This is a genomic window from Chryseobacterium hilariae (assembly GCF_051400735.1).
Taxonomy (GTDB): domain Bacteria; phylum Bacteroidota; class Bacteroidia; order Flavobacteriales; family Weeksellaceae; genus Chryseobacterium.
In genome coordinates this window covers 82,761-100,062 of record NZ_JBLFFJ010000007.1, presented here as the reverse complement: position 1 = coordinate 100,062, position 17,302 = coordinate 82,761, and the positions used below count along the sequence as shown (strand labels likewise).

Annotated in this window: 17 protein-coding genes; 12 read left to right on the top strand and 5 right to left on the bottom strand. The window is 34.9% G+C overall.

Going from position 1 to position 17,302, the window contains the following annotated elements; genetic code table 11:
* Positions 1 to 262: 262 nt before the first annotated feature.
* The 3 genes from ACMGDK_RS18605 to ACMGDK_RS18595 all read right to left on the bottom strand — a co-directional run bounded on the left by ACMGDK_RS18605 (position 263) and on the right by ACMGDK_RS18595 (position 3,246).
* Complete coding sequence (locus tag ACMGDK_RS18605; RefSeq protein ID WP_436809311.1) at positions 263 to 1,657, bottom strand: DUF4960 domain-containing protein; 1,395 nt, start codon at positions 1,655 to 1,657, stop codon at positions 263 to 265.
* 564 nt (positions 1,658 to 2,221) lie between these two features.
* Positions 2,222 to 2,617, bottom strand: coding sequence for a hypothetical protein (locus ACMGDK_RS18600; RefSeq protein ID WP_436809310.1), 396 nt, complete (start codon positions 2,615 to 2,617; stop codon positions 2,222 to 2,224).
* Between the two features lie 500 nt (positions 2,618 to 3,117).
* On the bottom strand, positions 3,118 to 3,246 hold the full coding sequence (locus ACMGDK_RS18595) for a hypothetical protein (RefSeq protein WP_436809309.1): 129 nt from the start codon (positions 3,244 to 3,246) through the stop codon (positions 3,118 to 3,120).
* Positions 3,247 to 3,699: 453 nt separating this feature from the next.
* Here ACMGDK_RS18595 and ACMGDK_RS18590 point away from each other — a divergent pair, with 453 nt between their 5' ends.
* From ACMGDK_RS18590 to ACMGDK_RS18545, 10 genes are all read left to right on the top strand, one after another.
* Entirely contained in the window at positions 3,700 to 5,583 is a 1,884-nt protein-coding gene (locus ACMGDK_RS18590) for a type VI secretion system Vgr family protein (RefSeq protein ID WP_436809308.1), read from the top strand.
* Positions 5,584 to 5,688: 105 nt separating this feature from the next.
* Positions 5,689 to 7,368 carry a PAAR-like protein gene (locus ACMGDK_RS18585; protein WP_436809307.1) on the top strand — a complete coding sequence of 560 codons (1,680 nt, stop codon included), beginning with the start codon at positions 5,689 to 5,691 and terminating at the stop codon, positions 7,366 to 7,368.
* Positions 7,349 to 7,924, top strand: coding sequence for a hypothetical protein (locus ACMGDK_RS18580; RefSeq protein WP_436809306.1), 576 nt, complete (start codon positions 7,349 to 7,351; stop codon positions 7,922 to 7,924). The genes ACMGDK_RS18585 and ACMGDK_RS18580 overlap by 20 nt, the downstream gene beginning before the upstream one ends.
* The gene (locus ACMGDK_RS18575) at positions 7,911 to 8,726 is read left to right on the top strand and encodes a hypothetical protein (protein WP_436809305.1); all 816 of its coding nucleotides are present in this window, start codon (positions 7,911 to 7,913) and stop codon (positions 8,724 to 8,726) included. The genes ACMGDK_RS18580 and ACMGDK_RS18575 overlap by 14 nt, the downstream gene beginning before the upstream one ends.
* 81 nt (positions 8,727 to 8,807) lie before the next feature.
* Positions 8,808 to 10,475, top strand: coding sequence for a hypothetical protein (locus tag ACMGDK_RS18570; protein ID WP_436809304.1), 1,668 nt, complete (start codon positions 8,808 to 8,810; stop codon positions 10,473 to 10,475).
* Entirely contained in the window at positions 10,472 to 10,954 is a 483-nt protein-coding gene (locus tag ACMGDK_RS18565) for a hypothetical protein (RefSeq protein ID WP_436809303.1), read from the top strand. The genes ACMGDK_RS18570 and ACMGDK_RS18565 overlap by 4 nt, the downstream gene beginning before the upstream one ends.
* A gap of 18 nt (positions 10,955 to 10,972) precedes the next feature.
* Entirely contained in the window at positions 10,973 to 11,842 is an 870-nt protein-coding gene (locus ACMGDK_RS18560) for a hypothetical protein (RefSeq protein ID WP_436809302.1), read from the top strand.
* Positions 11,829 to 11,999 (top strand): hypothetical protein, encoded by a 171-nt coding sequence (locus ACMGDK_RS18555; protein ID WP_436809301.1) that lies wholly within the window; start codon positions 11,829 to 11,831, stop codon positions 11,997 to 11,999. Before ACMGDK_RS18560 ends, ACMGDK_RS18555 begins: the two co-directional genes overlap by 14 nt.
* Before the next feature lie 32 nt (positions 12,000 to 12,031).
* Positions 12,032 to 13,621, top strand: coding sequence for a hypothetical protein (locus tag ACMGDK_RS18550; RefSeq protein ID WP_436809300.1), 1,590 nt, complete (start codon positions 12,032 to 12,034; stop codon positions 13,619 to 13,621).
* Entirely contained in the window at positions 13,614 to 14,597 is a 984-nt protein-coding gene (locus ACMGDK_RS18545; protein WP_436809299.1) for a toxin-antitoxin system YwqK family antitoxin, read from the top strand. The genes ACMGDK_RS18550 and ACMGDK_RS18545 overlap by 8 nt, the downstream gene beginning before the upstream one ends.
* 77 nt (positions 14,598 to 14,674) lie before the next feature.
* Here ACMGDK_RS18545 and ACMGDK_RS18540 read toward each other — a convergent pair whose 3' ends face one another.
* On the bottom strand, positions 14,675 to 15,241 hold the full coding sequence (locus ACMGDK_RS18540) for an REP-associated tyrosine transposase (RefSeq protein ID WP_436809298.1): 567 nt from the start codon (positions 15,239 to 15,241) through the stop codon (positions 14,675 to 14,677).
* A 197-nt stretch (positions 15,242 to 15,438) separates the two neighbouring features.
* Positions 15,439 to 16,065 carry a hypothetical protein gene (locus ACMGDK_RS18535; protein WP_436809297.1) on the bottom strand — a complete coding sequence of 209 codons (627 nt, stop codon included), beginning with the start codon at positions 16,063 to 16,065 and terminating at the stop codon, positions 15,439 to 15,441.
* A 315-nt stretch (positions 16,066 to 16,380) separates the two neighbouring features.
* On the opposite strand from ACMGDK_RS18535, the gene ACMGDK_RS18530 reads away from it, so the two are divergent.
* Together ACMGDK_RS18530 and ACMGDK_RS18525 are read left to right on the top strand one after the other, a co-directional pair.
* A complete protein-coding gene (locus ACMGDK_RS18530; RefSeq protein WP_429934505.1) occupies positions 16,381 to 16,527 on the top strand; it encodes a hypothetical protein in 147 nt (48 codons plus the stop codon).
* 170 nt (positions 16,528 to 16,697) lie between these two features.
* Positions 16,698 to 17,138 carry a hypothetical protein gene (locus ACMGDK_RS18525; RefSeq protein ID WP_436809296.1) on the top strand — a complete coding sequence of 147 codons (441 nt, stop codon included), beginning with the start codon at positions 16,698 to 16,700 and terminating at the stop codon, positions 17,136 to 17,138.
* Positions 17,139 to 17,302: the final 164 nt, after the last annotated feature.

Sequence of the window (17,302 nt, the reverse complement as noted above, 5' to 3'; positions counted from 1 at the left end):
CGTTTCCTAAAGCTACAAACTTCCTGTTCCCACTACGAAATCGCCTTCTGAGGCAGTTCCATAAGAAATCAGTCTTCCTTAATAGAAAGAACGAATGGAAATTACTCTATCCCATCCACTGGCTGGGTGGCTGAGGAAAGATATTGGTTTGCTGTAAATATCTCCCGAATTAACCTCAGTTTCCAAATCGTGATTCTGACATGAAAATGTTGCCAACACTAGTACGAAGGTTACCTATATTTAATTGACATGGATTCTTATATTAATGGGTTACAAGATATTTGAGACTGTTCTCCGTTATCTTTTTGATATTATCGTGAAACGAGTTAGGCTCGCTCGGATTTGCGTTCACTGTTTCATTATACCAATCGTAGGCGCCCATACAGATGACCATACATTTTTTGTTGGCAGTTCCGCCAGGAAATTCGGCGACGGTAACACGTCCGTTCAAAGTATTGTCCCAAACCTCACTTGCAAGATTATTACCTCCTGTCTGGTTTCTCCAGCCCACACCATTTACGTATCCACCCCAATCAGGAAGGAACCACTGGGCTGTGTGATTCAAACGGAATGTACCTTTCTCAAGCAGGTTGGCTTTTCCGGATTCGTACGTCTGAAGACCATTGAAAACTGGATGATTCTCATAGCCTTTGAAAGAAATTCCCCAATCATTTCCCATATCTACAAACCCGTTTGGAAGAAAATCTCCAAAAACATTATTCGGTCCTTTTCCTGCAGGAACTATCCCCAGTGCCTCAACATATTGTGCAGCAAAGCTTGTCAGTAAAATATTTCCTCCGCCATTAAGGTAAGTCTTGATCTTAGAAGTCACATTCTGACTCATCATATCTGCCGGTAAAGTTATAGCAGAATCGAAATGCCACCAGATCACATCAATATTGTTGAGGTTTACCACTCCGCTTGCAATATCAGCAATCGAAATATATAACGCTCCTGGAAATTTCTCAAAAAGCCATTTAGAAGCTGCAATCTCATCCGGATTTGTTAATCCTGTTCTTGTAGCAGCAGTTCCAAGGAATGCAATGAGAGATCCGGAAGTAGGCGTTGCTACATTGGCCATATACACCTCTGTAACGGTACCATTAGAAACAGTAAACGAAACCTGATTGGTAAAGTTAACAGTTGCTCCCGATTCAGGGTAGATGCTTACTCCATATCCGGTTGTTATGATTGGCTTCAATGCATTAAGATTTGTTCCTTCCGGCATTGTAAGAGAAATCGTTTTACTCGAATTATTAATGGTAGCAGATAAACCGTTGATCTTAAAGCTAATAATTGGATCCTGAGCATTTACAGTTACCTGATAATCTTTGTAGATTTTGCCATTTTTCACTCTGAATTTAACAGGTTGTGAAAAATCAATCGCTGCACCTGATGCTGGCGAAACTACTGCTCCCTGTGGAATTTCAATAACCGGAGCCAATGACTTAACACTTTTTCCATATGGAAGTATGACTGTGATTTTACCATTCTTATGGTCAATTTGCCCAGAAACCCCGTCCACCCTGAAAGAAGAAATATTAACTGAAACATCAGTAACAAGCCTATCTTCTATCTGACTGTCGCAAGACCAAATAAAAGCAGCAGACATCAGCAGAATGATAATAATGTGAGTTTTTTTAAGTATGATTTTCATTTATATTTTGTTTTAATATTCGTTATTTGCTTGTAAAGTCTCTAACTGAAATTAATCTGTACCGAAGGAATCGGACAGTATTCTTCAATTCCGTGGTCAAATCCCGCCTTTCAATTCTATTTTAGCTTTCTGTTAAATGTTTATCAATCAGAACTAATGATTGGTAGTTAGCCCTCAAAAAAAACGGAGTAATTGCTTTTGCAAGTTATATAAATTCAATCTAAATTGTTTAAAATTATTTTTTAATCTTCACCCAAATATTTCGATATTTTTCGGTTGTTGTACAAAACAAACAAAGTCAATTTGACTTACTTTACTAAGTTTCCTTATTTCAAATGTGTAAAACTAAATTGCAAGAGGATTAACCCACAAGAAAATTACCTGATAAAAATGAGCCTTGCAATTCTTGTTTAATTTGACTCAAACGAATCAAATCATTGATAAAAGTGTTTAAAGATATGCTCGACAAGGTCACAAAAACAACAGATTAATAATTAGATCAAGCTCATTTCAACGTATAAAGTGTCGAGATTTAGGGGTTAACCTGTTTTATTTTATTCTTTGTCATAAACAATTACAAAAGAAAGATGACAAGTGTGTATACTTTCCCATATAGTTACTCAAATCGAAAGTCGGCTTTTTCTTCTGATTAATAGATTTAATAACCTTTTCAGGCTTTTTAATATCATAAATTTCTTTGGTATAAGCATAAGGTCTCTCCTCATTCAGTCCTAACATCCGATTAGAAATCATACTTGTAGGAAGTTTTTTTTCGACATCACTAAAGCCAAATCCCTGGGAATAAATCATTTTATCATCCTTTACAATAGCTACTGATAAACCAACTCCCTTACAATCAGTCATAATATTTTTAATTTCTTCGTCTAAACCTTGTAGATTTGGTTGAGTATTCTTACCGTATAGTGCTGTGCTGATTGTACTGATTATGACCCCAAACATGTCAGCCGACGGTAAATGATACGGGTACTCTAGTCTTTTAACGGTGATGTAATAATTTTTATCCCCGTTATGCTGGATTGCCTTATAAGCATATTTAGATGTGTAATTTTAAACTTTCTGAACTAATAGAATTATGAAAAGAAAGTTAGTTAGCACTATTTTACACTTGAAAAATTTAAATCTGGCTTAACACCTGAACACAGGAAAAATTACTGGAGCGCTAGCTCGCAACTCGCAAGGTCTGTCGAAAGCTTAGCAGAATATCTTGCCTTTTCGACCTTTACAAATATGAAAAAACTTAACAATTTGTGAATTTGAGTTCATGTTACCACAGGAATAAAGTATACATGTTACTCAACTTCTAGTAAAAACTAACAGTTAAGCAGCGCTGGCATCATAATTAATGAACAGTATATTTTTCATAAAACGGGGTTATATTTGTTCTTACTATGATTAAAGTGACTAAATCATTATACAATAAACAAGAAATTACTATCTTCCTATACCAGTTTCGGATTGTAAACCTGACCAAGTTTTCTTCTTATAAATGTGACTACATTTCTTTTAAGATACTGAAGGATTTGCTCTTTCCTTTTTCCTTTAAAAGAATAATAGAATAAGTCTTTCATACTATATAATTTTTTAAAATTATCATCATGCTTATTCCATGGAAACTAGTTTAAATATAAATCCAAATATAGTGAAGTAAATTCAGTTATTTTTATGATACGAATCATAATAAAGTTTGAAAAAAGATTCATATTGCCCAAGTGAGTATAATTAAACATCATCGAGTTAACTTTTAGAGAAGCATGGACCTAACTTAGTGGAAAATAGAACTTTTCAAAAAACAGAAGCTGAAAAAGCAATCAGCGACATTAAAACCCGTTGGCTAACTAAAAGTATATCGTAATCCTGTTGACGCCTGTTCATCTTCAGATCATCAATATAAAGCTATTCTGAGCAACATTTTTAGCCGATCGTAGTTTTACTACAATTTTGAAGATTTAAGGAAATTTTATATTTAGCAATATATTTTTATCTAACTTAGGTGACATAATATCAAAAACGCACAAAATATTATGAAAAACACCTCAAATTCTGATAAAGTTTCAGAAAACCATATTTCGGGGATCAACCGTGTGGTCAAACTGAACATTGTGGTTGAGGGCAAGGCTGTCAATCACTTTAAACACTTTCGTTTACAACAAAGTGCAAGAAGACACCATGATTTTGAACTGGTATTGGCTCATGACTCTTTAGGCGAAGCACAAAACCATAACCTTGAACAGGCCCAAAAGTTTTTAGGAAAAAGAATCACCATTGTTTTTAAATATAAAGATGCCGAAACTGAAAGTCCCGAAAGAACATTTGTGGGTCTTATTACCAAAGTGGCATTCAGTCAGGAAAAAATGAGCCTGGGAAATATTATTTTAAAAGGAAAAAGCCCCACTATTCTCATGGATTCTGCTCCGCATACCCAAAGTTTCGGAGGAAGCCAGGAGGTGAATACCAATATTATTGCCAACCGGATTATTAAGGAGACATTAGGAGCAAATAAATTTGATTTCAGGATAGATACCCAAAACAAAAGTTATATTAATTACAGTTCACAATACAACGAAACTCATTATAATTACCTTACAAGAATTGCAGAATCCTACGGAGAACAGTTCTATTATGACGGTGAGGTCCTTCATTTCGGAAAGCTCCCTTCTTCTGAAAAACCTATCCTGCTGGTGTACGGAAGCAATGTAAATGATGTGAATGTTGAGCTGAAAGCCGTTCACACCAAACCGGAATACTTTGGCTATAACAGCAGCAACCATACTAAAATGATGGGCGCTGATGATCGCATACAACATTTGGGAGAATTATCTTCGAAAGCTTATGAACTGAATGATACTATTTTTACAACCCGGTCATTGACTCCTACTCCCATCAATGCCAATATGTTCCGAGATGTGGATGATTCCCAAAAGAGTGCAAGGGGAAGTAAGGCAGTAGAAGTTTTTACCGTTACAGGACAAACCACAGTTCCATTCCTCTATATTGGCTGTGTTGCAGATCTGGCCATGAGAAAGACCGGCAGCAATGAAACCTCCCATTTTACGACACTTATGATTACAGAGGTGAGCCATGAAGTTGATGCAAGAGGATATTATACAGGAAGCTTTGAAGCCATCGCTGAAGGCACTGGTTTTATGCCAAAACCTGATTTTGAAATGCCCAAAGCAGAACCGCAGGTGGCAACCGTCATATCCAATGTAGATCCATTGAATCAGGGTAGAATACAGGTCCGTTTTGACTGGCAGGTAAATGATACGACCCATTTTATCAGAATGATGAGCCCTGATGCAGGTGGAACAGATGCTGTAACACAAAACAGGGGTTTTGTAGCTGTTCCTGAGATTGGCGATCAGGTTATGGTAGGGTTTGAATATCACAATCCCGATTTTCCTTTTGCAATGGGTGGAATGTTTCATGGGCAGGTAGGCCTGGGCGGCGGTGTGAATAATCATCTGAAGTCTATACAGACGAGAAGCGGCATTAAGGTTTTAATGAATGATGCAGAAAAAAGTGTAACCATTAAGGATCCAAGCGGAAATACTTATTTTATGGATGGTCAGGGTAATATTCATGTTACTGCACCAAAGAATATGACTTTCACAGCAGGAGAAGATATGCATATTTCTGTGGGAAGGAATATGACCACTAAGATTGGACAGGACAGCAGCATGCATATTGGAAACGACCATACTGAATCTATTACAAAGAGATATACTCAGACCTCTGAAAATAAAAGCGTTACCGTTAAACAGGATCAGACAGAAAGCACCGGCAATAAATTTAGAAGCACTTCCGGAGAAGCCGATATACAGACCTCTAAAGGCGATTTAAAACTGAGGGGAACATCATTGGCCGTATTTCAGGGAGGAAAAGACGTTAAAGTAAGTAAAGGATAAATTTATAACGATAATTTATAACGATGGATAAAAATAAATTTTCATTGGTTACCAACAAGTGCGATTCCGGTTTCAACAATTGAATCCAATTCAAAATATTAACACATGGAAAATCAGAATACTTCAGCGCATGACCGTAAGCTTTCTGAAAAAAGAGCAGAAAAACAAAAAAAAGCCAACGAAAATTCTCCTTTAGAAAAAAGAGAAATGGTAATGCATGGAGCCAAGTTGAAGTGTCCTTATGCTCAGGCGCCCGGAGAACTGAAAGTTACCTCTAACGAAATAATCCTTCAGGATAAGCTATTTGCTACACATGGCGATGGAAACAATATGGTAAACCTTCAGTTTAAAGGAACTTGCGGGCACCCGAAATGGCCTGCAAGAAACATGTCTCCTCCACCCTGTATGAGCGTTATAAAATTAACGCCTTGGCAAAACCTGGGAACCTCTATTATACAGGAACAAACTGTTTTGGTAAAAGAATCCTATATCGATTGTGATCCTGAGTTTAATACAGCTACTGCAACACCGATTCCGCAGGCAGCAAGTATAAAAAGTGAGATTCAAAACAATGAAATCCCTAAAATTATTGATGCCTATTTTGTGAAATGGATTTCGGAGAAAGGCACTTCTGTTGAAAAAGAAGAGGAAGTCTACAACAAGAAACTGGGTAAAAAAGTTACTGTTAAAAAGAAAGAAGAGACTACGAAAATATCTACAGAAAGAATATCAGAACGGGGATTAAGTTATCAGGTTGCTTTAATTGTTGAAACTGAAGGACTTTCTGGAAAGAAAATAAAGGTTAAGATTAAAAGCGGTAAAAATAAAGTCTTAACAGATGTTGATGCTGAGGTAAGTTTAATTGATATAAAAGAGGTGGAAAAAGTTACAGATGCTGCAAAATATGCAAGCATAAAAGCAAAAAGTGAATTTGAAATAGAAGTTGACAATTTTGCAAATGATTCCACAATAGAAAATTCGAGCCAATTCAAAAACAAAGCAGTGCTCAAACTCATGCTCAATCAACGCGCTGATGATTTATCATTTAATTTGGCTAAACTCATAGCAGCAAGTCCTGAAAAAGAAGCATCGGTATATATAGAAGTGACTTCTGACGAACCAAAAATTGAATATCTTGGTAAAGAAGGAAACAGCAGTTTAAAAAATACCTTCTTAAATGAATTAGGGAAATATTTTAAAATAAAATATCTGGAACAGCCATGGGTTGTTAAAGCCCGAGAAGAACAGGAACTGGGAGTTTCAGAATCTACCCATTGCTCAAAGATCATAGATGAATACCACGCCATCAACCGACAAAATAAACCAAAAGCCTGTGCTAATACCGATAACAGTTCTTGGTGTGCCTCATTTGTAGGCTGGTGTTTGAAAAACAGCGGGTATTCTGCCCAATTAGATCCGGGTGCCTATTCATATGGAGAAGAAAAGACCAGATATAGAGCTGGTTTTAAGAAAAATCCAACAGATAAAAAAGGTCTGGAAAAAGAGGAATTTGATGATCCGGTATGGGGGAAGCTTATAGCAGGGAATCAACCTTTGGTAGGTTCAATATGTGTTTTATTAAATAAGCACCACGTAAGTATAGCTGTTGGAAAGAGCAGTGATGGTAAAACCATATATTATCTTGGAGGAAATCAGGGAAACAAAGTCTGTGTGGGAACTTTCGGACAAAGAACCTCTTCCATATACCCTGTAGAATATACCAAAAAACCTGAAGACGATGAGTTACCTATTTATTATACAAAAAATGAAAAGCTTAGTTACTAGTTTGATATTATTGTTCTTTATCCCTGTTTGCGGACAAAAGCCTTTGAATGATACTTTGAAAAGGTATTATCAGGATTCATTGATCATACAAAAAAACTTTAAAGACGGAACAATATCAAACAAACTTACCGTAAAAGTAATTAATCCCTGTAACTCTGAAAAAAACAGATTCGACGGAGCTGTAACTAATATCAGCGCTACTGTCAAAAATAAAAATTACAGCGATAGCCTAGTTTATAATTATCCATATGCGCAATCCGGTTTAATCAATTTAAAAACAGATAATATATCTGATCATAACATCAATAAGCATCAGGCAGTCTTCATACCCTTTACATATTGTGGAAATTGGGATAATGATACAAAAGTCTCCTACATTATATTTTATAACCATAAAAAATATCTGTATCATATAAAATATTTTTGTGGAGAAGATGGCAAATGTAAACTAAATGATAATCTGAACATTACATTAAAAGATTTACCCTCAACATTAAGATTAAAAATGATTAAAGACTTAAAAACAAAATATAATAACTCAAATGATTTTTACTAATCAGTTTAAAATATGTTTTATATTACTGTTGATTTCCTGTGCTAGAAATCAATCTAAAAGAACCTCAGACAAAGAGGATATCAATATAGCAAAAATTGATTCTACGGAAATTGGTGGTAAAATATCGGCGTCTTCCAAGAAGCAAAGTATGCAAAAATATGTAGATACATTGAGTATTCTTTTGCAATATGTGGTAACCATTCCGTTGGAAGTCAATAAAAAAAAGATGGACATTCGGTTGCGACTTTCGAAGTCTGAAGATTTGGCAGGACGAAAAAATTATACCATTCCTGAAATACAGGAAGACACCAATGGCCTTTTACCCAGGTCTGCCTACGAATGTATAGAAGGAACAGTTGAACTTCAGCATTGGCAAGTGAACAATAAGAGTTCATATTATGATACTTATGATTATTATAAGAATAAAGATTTTAAAGAAAATGATTTTGTAAGTAAGAAAAAAATGATTTTTCGTAATGAAGACTACAATTTTATATCAGTAACAGATGTTGATAATGATGGATATGAAGACCTTCTTATCCTCGATCTTGCAAGCTCTATGAGAGACAATGATATGTATCAATTTTACAAATGGTCTGAAAAAGAAAACAGATTTATATTTATGCCAGATTTTTTCGATAAAGCCCCTTTCTATGGATGGGACAAAACAGGAAAATATCTAATAACCGGAGTGAGTGATACCCGAGAAAGAAAACTCTATAAAAATAAAATTGTTGGAGGTAAATTAAAGACTGTTGATCAATGTACAGAATATGCAGTATCAGATAAATTTTGTTGGTAGATAAATTTTTAAAAGTTAAGACCTGGAAACAAAGTATAATAGTTCAAACAATTTTCAATAATCAGCTCAAAATAAAAAGTTATGAGTGAAGTACAAGAAAAAGATGATTATTCTGTAAACCCCAATCAGAAGGTTTATGATCTCCCCCACCAGGTGGATCATGAAGTGAATGTGGTAAAAATATATTTTGCAAAACAAGTTCCTAAAATGACCTGGGAAACTAAAGAAGAAACTTATACTGTTAAAAGTGGAGGTCTGGTATCTGATGTCAAAAAGAAGTACGAAAAAAAAGGAAGAAGGAACCTCAAGGCAGATCAGGAGGATTCTGTAAAATTAAAGGCAAAAGAATCAGTAAAAATTACTTGGGAAGAGGAAATACCAGCAAAAAAAGCTGATGGCAGTCCGGATTTTGATTTTGAGAGAATAAACAGCACCACCATTAAAAAGAAAGTATGGGTTGTAGCCAATTGTGAAGGAGCAAGCGGCAAACTCTCTGTTGATATCCATGAAAATAAATTGAAAAATACTGAAAACGTATATGAAAATCCTGTCAAATTTTTAGATGGCGAGGCGGAGAAAAGCAAAATAGAATTCACTATCAACGGAACACTGGTGTATGCCAAAGAAATAACGATGCGTCCCAAAACTGATGAAGATCTAAAAAAACTGGTGGAGAAATTTGCTAAAAGAGAGGATGCGAACGCCTTTTTATACTTCAAAGCTGAAGTAACAGGAACAGAAGATGAAGTGAAATTTCCGGATGAGACACATGAGTTTTTAAATAAAGACAGTGAGAGGTTTGAAATCAGATATTGTAATTGTGGAAACAACTATGATATTACATGTACCCGATATAGTAAAAAATATGGACCAGCCTACTGGGGATCGAAAAAACTTGAAAATTATTCCGATTGGGATACATTGATTGAAGAAAAGAAAATTACGGCTGAAGAAAAGGCTATTTTGGTGGGAATGTCTGAAAATGAAGGCAAATTAGATTCTGTTCAATCCTATGACTGGGACCTTTCAGGTGAACAAATGATATTAACTGCGGGGGCCATGCAGAAAACAGTTGATCATACCGGAAAAGGTGAATTTACTACACAGGTTGAAGAATTTAAAGCTCAGCATCCTGAAAAATATGACGAGTTATTTGTATCATGCGGATGGACGGTGGACTCTGGGATTCTATACTATAAAGATCCGGCAGATCCTAAAGCGGAGAAAATTACAGGAAATACATTATCAAATAAAATCAGAGAAAATTGTAAAGAATCTTTATTTGGAAAAACAGTAGAATGTAAACCTCTGCAACCGATCGTGAATGCTGTTATTGATAAAGTATTTCAGGAAAAACAAGTGCTGGATTTTATTAAGAGATTGAAAGAAGTTGTACTTCCTTTAACTCCTACAGGATATTCATATAAACTGTCAGATTATTTAAAATCAAAATTAGGCAAAGCAACTGCATTGGATCATCACATTAACAGACCAGGATATGTACAAGACGATTTCGGCTCTGCATTAGACCGGTTTTTTGCAAAAAAAGATGCTAACACAGCCAAAGAAAACAAAACCAGAAAAGAAGGGGAAAAACTAGAAAATACATCAAGAAATCCTGGCGAATGGGGAGATATGCACAGTAAATACGAGCAGGAAATTCTTGATGATTACGGGAATAAAAGAAGAGGCACAGATATGGATAAACGGTATGAAAAAATGGAAAAAAACTCAAACTTATCATCATGAAAAAATTGACATTTATGCTAATGATTGTAATCATTTTTGTTACCTGTGGAAACGTTATTTCCCAAAAACATCATGATGTACAGAAGAAAACGGTAAAGAAAGACACTATCATAACTTTAAATGATACTTTATCATTGTATTATGCTTCCTACAACAGTCCTATGAAGCTATGGTATAATCTCCATATTATTAATAAAAAGAAAAAGATAAAAGTAGGTAAAGGAAGTGAATTTAAAGGGACCGGAAGCGAGCTCTTTTCTTCACTGTCCCCTAATGCAAAGTACGTAGTTGTAGACGGCATCATTAAAGAATATGTACATGAAAGTGATAAAGACAGTACTCTGCATGAAAACTACACGTGTGCCATTATTGACATAAAAAAAGCAAAAATAGTTAAACAAATGCAACAGGATTGCGATGGGTCTTGGAACAAAAAAAACCAATGGGTTTCCTCCGGAGGCAAAATAGTTTTTAAGTAAAAATAATGAGCGAAAATTATGGAGCCCGTATTTCCCATAGATATTAAATTAAACCTTTCGGAAGGAAAGAAATTTTACCGATTTTCCTACAATGAATATACCACCATCAATGGAGAAACCCACAGAAGCGAGCTCAACAAAAATTTTCATGTTACGCTGAAGCATTTAGAAAAAGAGAAGTTTGAATACCATATCGAAATTTTTGACAGAGTTCATAGGGATAAGGAACTCTCACTGTCCGAAAAAGATTTTTTAGCCAGAATTGCAGATATCAATGATGATGTAGTGCTCATAACGGACGAATATGGAAACTTAAAAAATGTACAGGGGTTGTCAGTTCTTCAGGATAAAGTGGAAAAAACAGTAGAAAAGCTCTCCCGGTCCTATGTTGGCAAACAGGCAGAAGATTCTTATCAATTTTTAAAAGCATTTTCTCAACAGGAAAATTTGGTGTGTAAGGATTTTTTAAAAAACATTCATTTTGGAATGATCATCCATAAATTTTATGGAAGGTACGAGAAGGAGAATCAGGTAAAGTATAGCGTGCGTTACCGTAATTTTATGCCCAATACTGTAATAGACATAGAAGAGCATGTACAAACGGAAGCTATGCGTTGTGATGATGAATTATTACTGTTACAATATACCGGCAACATTCCTTCAGATAAAAATTGGGAAATGTTTTATGGAGAAATGAACAGAAAGGAAATTGCTTATAACAGGGAAACAGATTTTCCAAAACTTGACAAATATAAAGGGCAGATGTTATTAGATTTTATTACCAAAGAAGTGTTGGAGCATAAACTTACTATAGAATTTTCCCTGGGAGAAAACTACCAAAAGAAAATCATCTATCATATAAAAGAAATAGGCCATGAAGAACTATAAAAAAACAGGATGGATTGAAGAAATGCAGGACCAACTGGATGAAAAATTCAGCAAAAAATTATACCATGTCGGTTTTGTATTTTTATTATATGAAGTTCTTGGCTTTACATCATTTAAGGAAAATAAAATCGTGGATAATCCTCGTCAGGAAATATAAAAACTCCCGTATTAAAAAAGAAAAATCTTAAAATGGCGACACGTATTACAATAACAGATTCCGGGCAAACACAAACTTTAAACGGTCCATTGGCTCCGGATACTCCCGATAACTCATTACAGCGAATTACTGAAGTTTATTTTGCCAAGAAAACGACAACAGACAACGGAACAAGAGTAAATTTCACAAAAATTGATTCTGCTCATGCGCAGCAAGATCATCAGAATCAAAATATTCCATACGATTCCATATTAGGCAAAACAGTGTATCTGATCATAGAGACCAGCAACATGACAGACCTGAGTATAGATGCGGTGATAAGGCCTTCAGCAGGTACGATGACAGAAAATACAGATCCATTACAATTGATGCGTTTTGTATCTCCTGCCAGATATGAGGCACAGAGGCTGTTTACGGTACAGGTAGGAAATTTTGATGCCCTGAATGATAGAAATGGTAACCATGGCCATTATGGTAACTTAAATGATCATATCAATAAAGCTATTATTAAGCTGCAACTAAGGCCCGACGGAAGAGCTGCTTTTGATGACTGGACCAGAAGACTGGCAGACGGCAGTATTAATTTGGAAGTAGCCGTAGAAAGAACAGATAATAATCCCTGCGCCTATAGAGACGGACAGGAAGAGGTAAACGGAGCAGGTATTTTCTTAAATGATGACACAGGAAGATTCAGAGTGGTCAATAAAAATATATATACCATTTACCATGGCAGTAATACGTACAATACTTTAGCAGTGATCAGTACAAACCCGGAAAGAAGAAGAAGGATTCAGAAGGTTCTGAATAACCATTCCACTGATGTTATCTTTTTTTATTACGACCAAAACGATAATGAACACAGGATTTGTAACAGAACTAAAGAAACTGTAACCAGAAAAAGAAGAGTCAATACCATTCCGCCGCTTGCCCAAAGAGGAAATCTTTTGGATACAATAGATTTCACGGCGAACAGAGCTGCCGGAGAAAATATAGATGCCCATCAGTTATTGGTGTATTCCAACGGAACTCTTGGTGATGGAGCCACAGACAAATGGTACGCCAATCAACCAGGAAATGTCGAGTTGGTCGATATGGATATTTTAGCGAATAATGGTGTAGGACCGCAGATTTTTGAAGCATTCAATTATAATCGAGACGGAGTCATCATTCGGTATGGATTTCAGCATACCAGAAGAAGAAGCGTTCAGCCGGATTTATTTGCCGGTTTCTTAGGGTCATTAGCACAATTCAGACAGGAAGGACACACTCACTACATCGTATCACAAGGTTTTTCTTATTCTGATGCATCCTGCTATCCCAGTGCAGAACATGTGAATGGAGAAGCAGGAGATTTGAATTTATTAACGACTCAGCAAAATGGAATCAATACAGTCCTTGCGGCAGCGAATTTTGATTATGACAGCCAGGTTATTCTCCGGAATATTCTTTTTGATTTTGGATTCGGGTCAGGCCGGTCGGAAAACTTTTCAAACACCTCAAATGCCAGTACTGCAGACAATGCCAATACACGGTTACCTCATACCACGCATACCGCTACTCCAAGACATAATAACCATTTGCATGTTCACGGTTTCACCCCAATATTAGATATATATGCCTAAAATTAATATCGCCTGTTTTACTGTTTTGCTTTTTCTTTTTTCCTGCTACAGTAAGGCTCAAACAGAAAATAAAGTAAACACAGCAGCACATTCAACAGACAAAGGATCAGTTTTCTTTAATACCAATAAAGCTGATTGCATCAATCTGCCATTTGGATATTCAGATATTTCAAAACGGATAACCGTTGACTCTATTCTGTCTGCTATACAGGATGAAAATAAATTAAAGGAAATCAATGCACTACAATTTGAAAAACAAATAAAAAAAGATCTTGTATTGCTGCCTGAAGAATATGATGTTTTCCTGCCATTCAGCAAAAATGTGAATGAAAAATATGACCAGATTAAAATAGCCTCAGATTTTCTGTGTTATGGAGACTATTCACTGTACTTTATGGCGGTCTATAATACCGTTCGTTATGCCGAACCGTTTATTGAAAAAATGTATTTAGTTTCAACGAAGGACGGTAAGCTGAACGATATGAAGAGAGTATATCTTAATCATCAGGGGGAAATGGGATTTGCAAACTATACCTTGTTTAATATCGATAAAAATTATATCATTTCTCTACAGGATTATGAGTTTACTGAAAATCCTTTTAAACTAAAACCTTTAAAAAAATACCAGATTCTGCCCAACGGAAAGTTTACCAGATACTACGATAATGATGGTCCTTATAAAGATGATGAAGAACAGGGCGTGGTAAAAAATCACCATAAAGAAGGAAAATGGATAGAATTTAAACCCAATGGATCGATGGATTTACAAAAACATCCGGAATTTACAGATCCCTATACTTATCTGGAAGCGGAGTATAAAAATGGTTTACCAACCGGAAAATGGAAATTCTATAAATTACTGCAAAAATACAATGAAGAAACAGGAGAGCCCATTTTAAATACAAGGAAAAAAGGACAATTGATCTACACTGAAATGTATAGAGACGGAGTTTTAGAAAAGCGGGAATTTCATTAACGCAATTAAAGAATATCAAAATAAAATGTTTTTCCCTACCCCCGCTACCGCACGAATCCTTTCGTGTGGTTTTAGCATTATAAATCAAACATTCTAAAAACAACAATATTATCTAAAAGTCCTTTTTCATCAGAATAATCAGTTGCACTGCTGTATCTATAATCTTCCGCACGAAAAACTAAACCTGCTTCTACCGGATTTTGATGTACATAATTAATTTTCTGGTTAATCACTCTGTTGCTCCATAACTCAATAGGTTTATTATCATGTCTCCAAAATTGATATTGAGTTACATTTGAAGTTTTTGAACCTTCTTTAAGGAAGAAATCTAATAAAAACTCTTTTCTGCTTTCTGTAGGATTTTCCTTGATTGCTGTCACAATTGCTTTGCTTGTAAATCTTTTTAAATCACCAATCAGAGCTTCTGGTTTCTGCCCATTTATACTTCTGAAAACTAAGTGTACATGGCTTGGCATGATGCACCATGCATGTATTTCCATTCCTTTACTCTTTTGGCAAAATCTTAAACTTTCTAAAAGAATTTCTTTGTATTCATTTCTAATAAAAACATCCAGCCAACCTACAACAGCAAAACTTATGAAATATAATCCTTCAGGATTGTGGAATTTGTAATTACGACTCATCAATTATGTTTTTATAAAGATAAAAACTTAATGAGAAAGTGGCTGAAATAAAAACCACACGAAAAGATTCGTGCGGTAGCGAGGGGGTAATAGCTCCGCTCTTCGCAGCCTCCAGACTTTAGAGATATTACTTAAAGCAAAAAATAAAAAAAAATATTTGAAAAAACGCAACACTTTCATAATCATAGTCAAAAGAATTAAGGTTTTCGATTCCTAATAATGAACTCCAGATTTTTAATTAGAAAATAAAGAAAAATGCCTATCCCAATACAATAGATGACAGCATAATGAATAGTATATAATATATTAGCCATTGGCGTTAATGGAGACATATTTCCTGTAAATATTGAAGATATACTATATGGAAGTAGTGTTGCATAAGTCCAAAAATTATTTTTATCTAATTCTGCTTTTTTTACTTTATAATAATGCAATTCATTTTTAAGGTATTTAATATTTTGATTTATTATACTTCCAAATTTCACAGAATCTAATCCAGTTTGACTTCCACCTTTGTATAATTTCTTTTTTAGAAGACCTCTTTTATCAAATATGTAAATAGTTGCTGTAAGATCATTATTTCTACTAGGAATACTAAAATTAAAATCTGAATGTATTATACTACTGTCTGTAAAAGTTAATTGTTTTAATTCTTTTAATGACTTATTTAAAATCGTATAATTTGAGGATTTAATATTTTCGAGAGATTTAATCTCATAAGGAATATTCTTAGAATCATCAATCCACTCATTAAGCACCACTCGTTTTCGACTATCATGAATAGCTGTTTTAAATTCAAAACTAGCTGGATTACTTTTGAGCATTAAAGTATATAGAAAAGGAAAGACTACTAAATGTAGAATTAATATGATTGAAAGACATGAAATTGCATATTTAGATTTCTGATACCTTTTATATTTGGAAATCCTGTAGAGATAAACGCAGAATGATAAAATAATTAAAATTAAGAATGTTGTTGAGAAGAATTCACCAATACCAAATGAGATATTAATTAACGTTAGTATCATATTAAGTTATTTATATATAAAAATAAGAAGATTATAATACATCAATTGTGGTTTTCCGTAATGTGGGAAGTTTGACTTACCTTAAATTTAGTATGTTAAATAAATTTTATTATGGAAACAATTAAAGCAATTAAGCCTGGTCCAAAACCTGATAAGGCTGACGGAACTCCTGACAAAAGGAGAAGAGTAACACCGGAAACAAAACCGAAACATCCGGAACTAAAACCTCACAAACACAAACCCGGAGATTCAAAATGATCAATAACCGATTCAAGAATCATCACAGGTAATTTTAAAATCTCAGCAGTGCTGGGATTTTTCTTTTACGGAAGATGGTAACACTTATAATAATTTGTTTATGGCATTAAAAATCCACCATCTTTCAAAACAAAACACCAAATATTCCGTTTAATTCTTAAATTTGGCTCATGCGAAAGAATCTTTATTTCATCATTATATTATTTTCCCTTACCAGCTGCTATACGTACCAGGTAAAAAAACAAGTGGATCCAGCGGCTGATAATAAACAAAATACAGCTGCACAAATGAAAAGCACAACAGCTGCTTCCCAAAGCCCGAACGCACAACAAATGCCTGCTCCTATCAATATTCAGGAGAAACTTGCATCCGGTAAAAATGTTAGAATTGAAGCAGATGGCAAGAGTCATAAAGTAATTGTTGACAGATGGGAAAGCGACAGTCTGGTGGCACACCCGGTTCATAATCCTAAAAAAATTCTGAAATTCCATAAGAACCAGATCAATGCTGAGAAAATTGCAGAAAAACGCTTTTCACAACCCATAGCTGATATTCTTACGGTTACAGCTTATGCTGCAATTGGTGTTGGAATCTATCTTCTTATCCGCTAGTTTTTTTAACCTTTTCCGGTAATTATAGAAAATATCAGAAGTTTTTATTCCGGAATCTACAAAGTCTGTCGTACTGGTCAACAAAATAATCACTAGATATTTACAGAATATAGAATCTCCAAGGTCTACCGACTTTGGAGATTTCATTTTCCATAATATCAGAT

What these genes read in the sequence shown, in the direction of transcription:
- ACMGDK_RS18595 (WP_436809309.1), bottom strand. Translation starts at nt 3,246, where the DNA reads ATGAAAGACTTATTCTATTATTCTTTTAAAGGAAAAAGGAAAGAGCAA.
- ACMGDK_RS18605 (WP_436809311.1), bottom strand. Translation starts at nt 1,657, where the DNA reads ATGAAAATCATACTTAAAAAAACTCACATTATTATCATTCTGCTGATG.
- ACMGDK_RS18525 (WP_436809296.1), top strand. Translation starts at nt 16,698, where the DNA reads ATGCGAAAGAATCTTTATTTCATCATTATATTATTTTCCCTTACCAGC.
- ACMGDK_RS18555 (WP_436809301.1), top strand. Translation starts at nt 11,829, where the DNA reads ATGAAGAACTATAAAAAAACAGGATGGATTGAAGAAATGCAGGACCAA.
- ACMGDK_RS18545 (WP_436809299.1), top strand. Translation starts at nt 13,614, where the DNA reads ATGCCTAAAATTAATATCGCCTGTTTTACTGTTTTGCTTTTTCTTTTT.
- ACMGDK_RS18535 (WP_436809297.1), bottom strand. Translation starts at nt 16,065, where the DNA reads ATGCTCAAAAGTAATCCAGCTAGTTTTGAATTTAAAACAGCTATTCAT.
- ACMGDK_RS18580 (WP_436809306.1), top strand. Translation starts at nt 7,349, where the DNA reads ATGAAAAGCTTAGTTACTAGTTTGATATTATTGTTCTTTATCCCTGTT.
- ACMGDK_RS18575 (WP_436809305.1), top strand. Translation starts at nt 7,911, where the DNA reads ATGATTTTTACTAATCAGTTTAAAATATGTTTTATATTACTGTTGATT.
- ACMGDK_RS18590 (WP_436809308.1), top strand. Translation starts at nt 3,700, where the DNA reads ATGAAAAACACCTCAAATTCTGATAAAGTTTCAGAAAACCATATTTCG.
- ACMGDK_RS18560 (WP_436809302.1), top strand. Translation starts at nt 10,973, where the DNA reads ATGGAGCCCGTATTTCCCATAGATATTAAATTAAACCTTTCGGAAGGA.
- ACMGDK_RS18565 (WP_436809303.1), top strand. Translation starts at nt 10,472, where the DNA reads ATGAAAAAATTGACATTTATGCTAATGATTGTAATCATTTTTGTTACC.
- ACMGDK_RS18600 (WP_436809310.1), bottom strand. Translation starts at nt 2,617, where the DNA reads ATGTTTGGGGTCATAATCAGTACAATCAGCACAGCACTATACGGTAAG.
- ACMGDK_RS18550 (WP_436809300.1), top strand. Translation starts at nt 12,032, where the DNA reads ATGGCGACACGTATTACAATAACAGATTCCGGGCAAACACAAACTTTA.
- ACMGDK_RS18530 (WP_429934505.1), top strand. Translation starts at nt 16,381, where the DNA reads ATGGAAACAATTAAAGCAATTAAGCCTGGTCCAAAACCTGATAAGGCT.
- ACMGDK_RS18540 (WP_436809298.1), bottom strand. Translation starts at nt 15,241, where the DNA reads ATGAGTCGTAATTACAAATTCCACAATCCTGAAGGATTATATTTCATA.
- ACMGDK_RS18570 (WP_436809304.1), top strand. Translation starts at nt 8,808, where the DNA reads ATGAGTGAAGTACAAGAAAAAGATGATTATTCTGTAAACCCCAATCAG.
- ACMGDK_RS18585 (WP_436809307.1), top strand. Translation starts at nt 5,689, where the DNA reads ATGGAAAATCAGAATACTTCAGCGCATGACCGTAAGCTTTCTGAAAAA.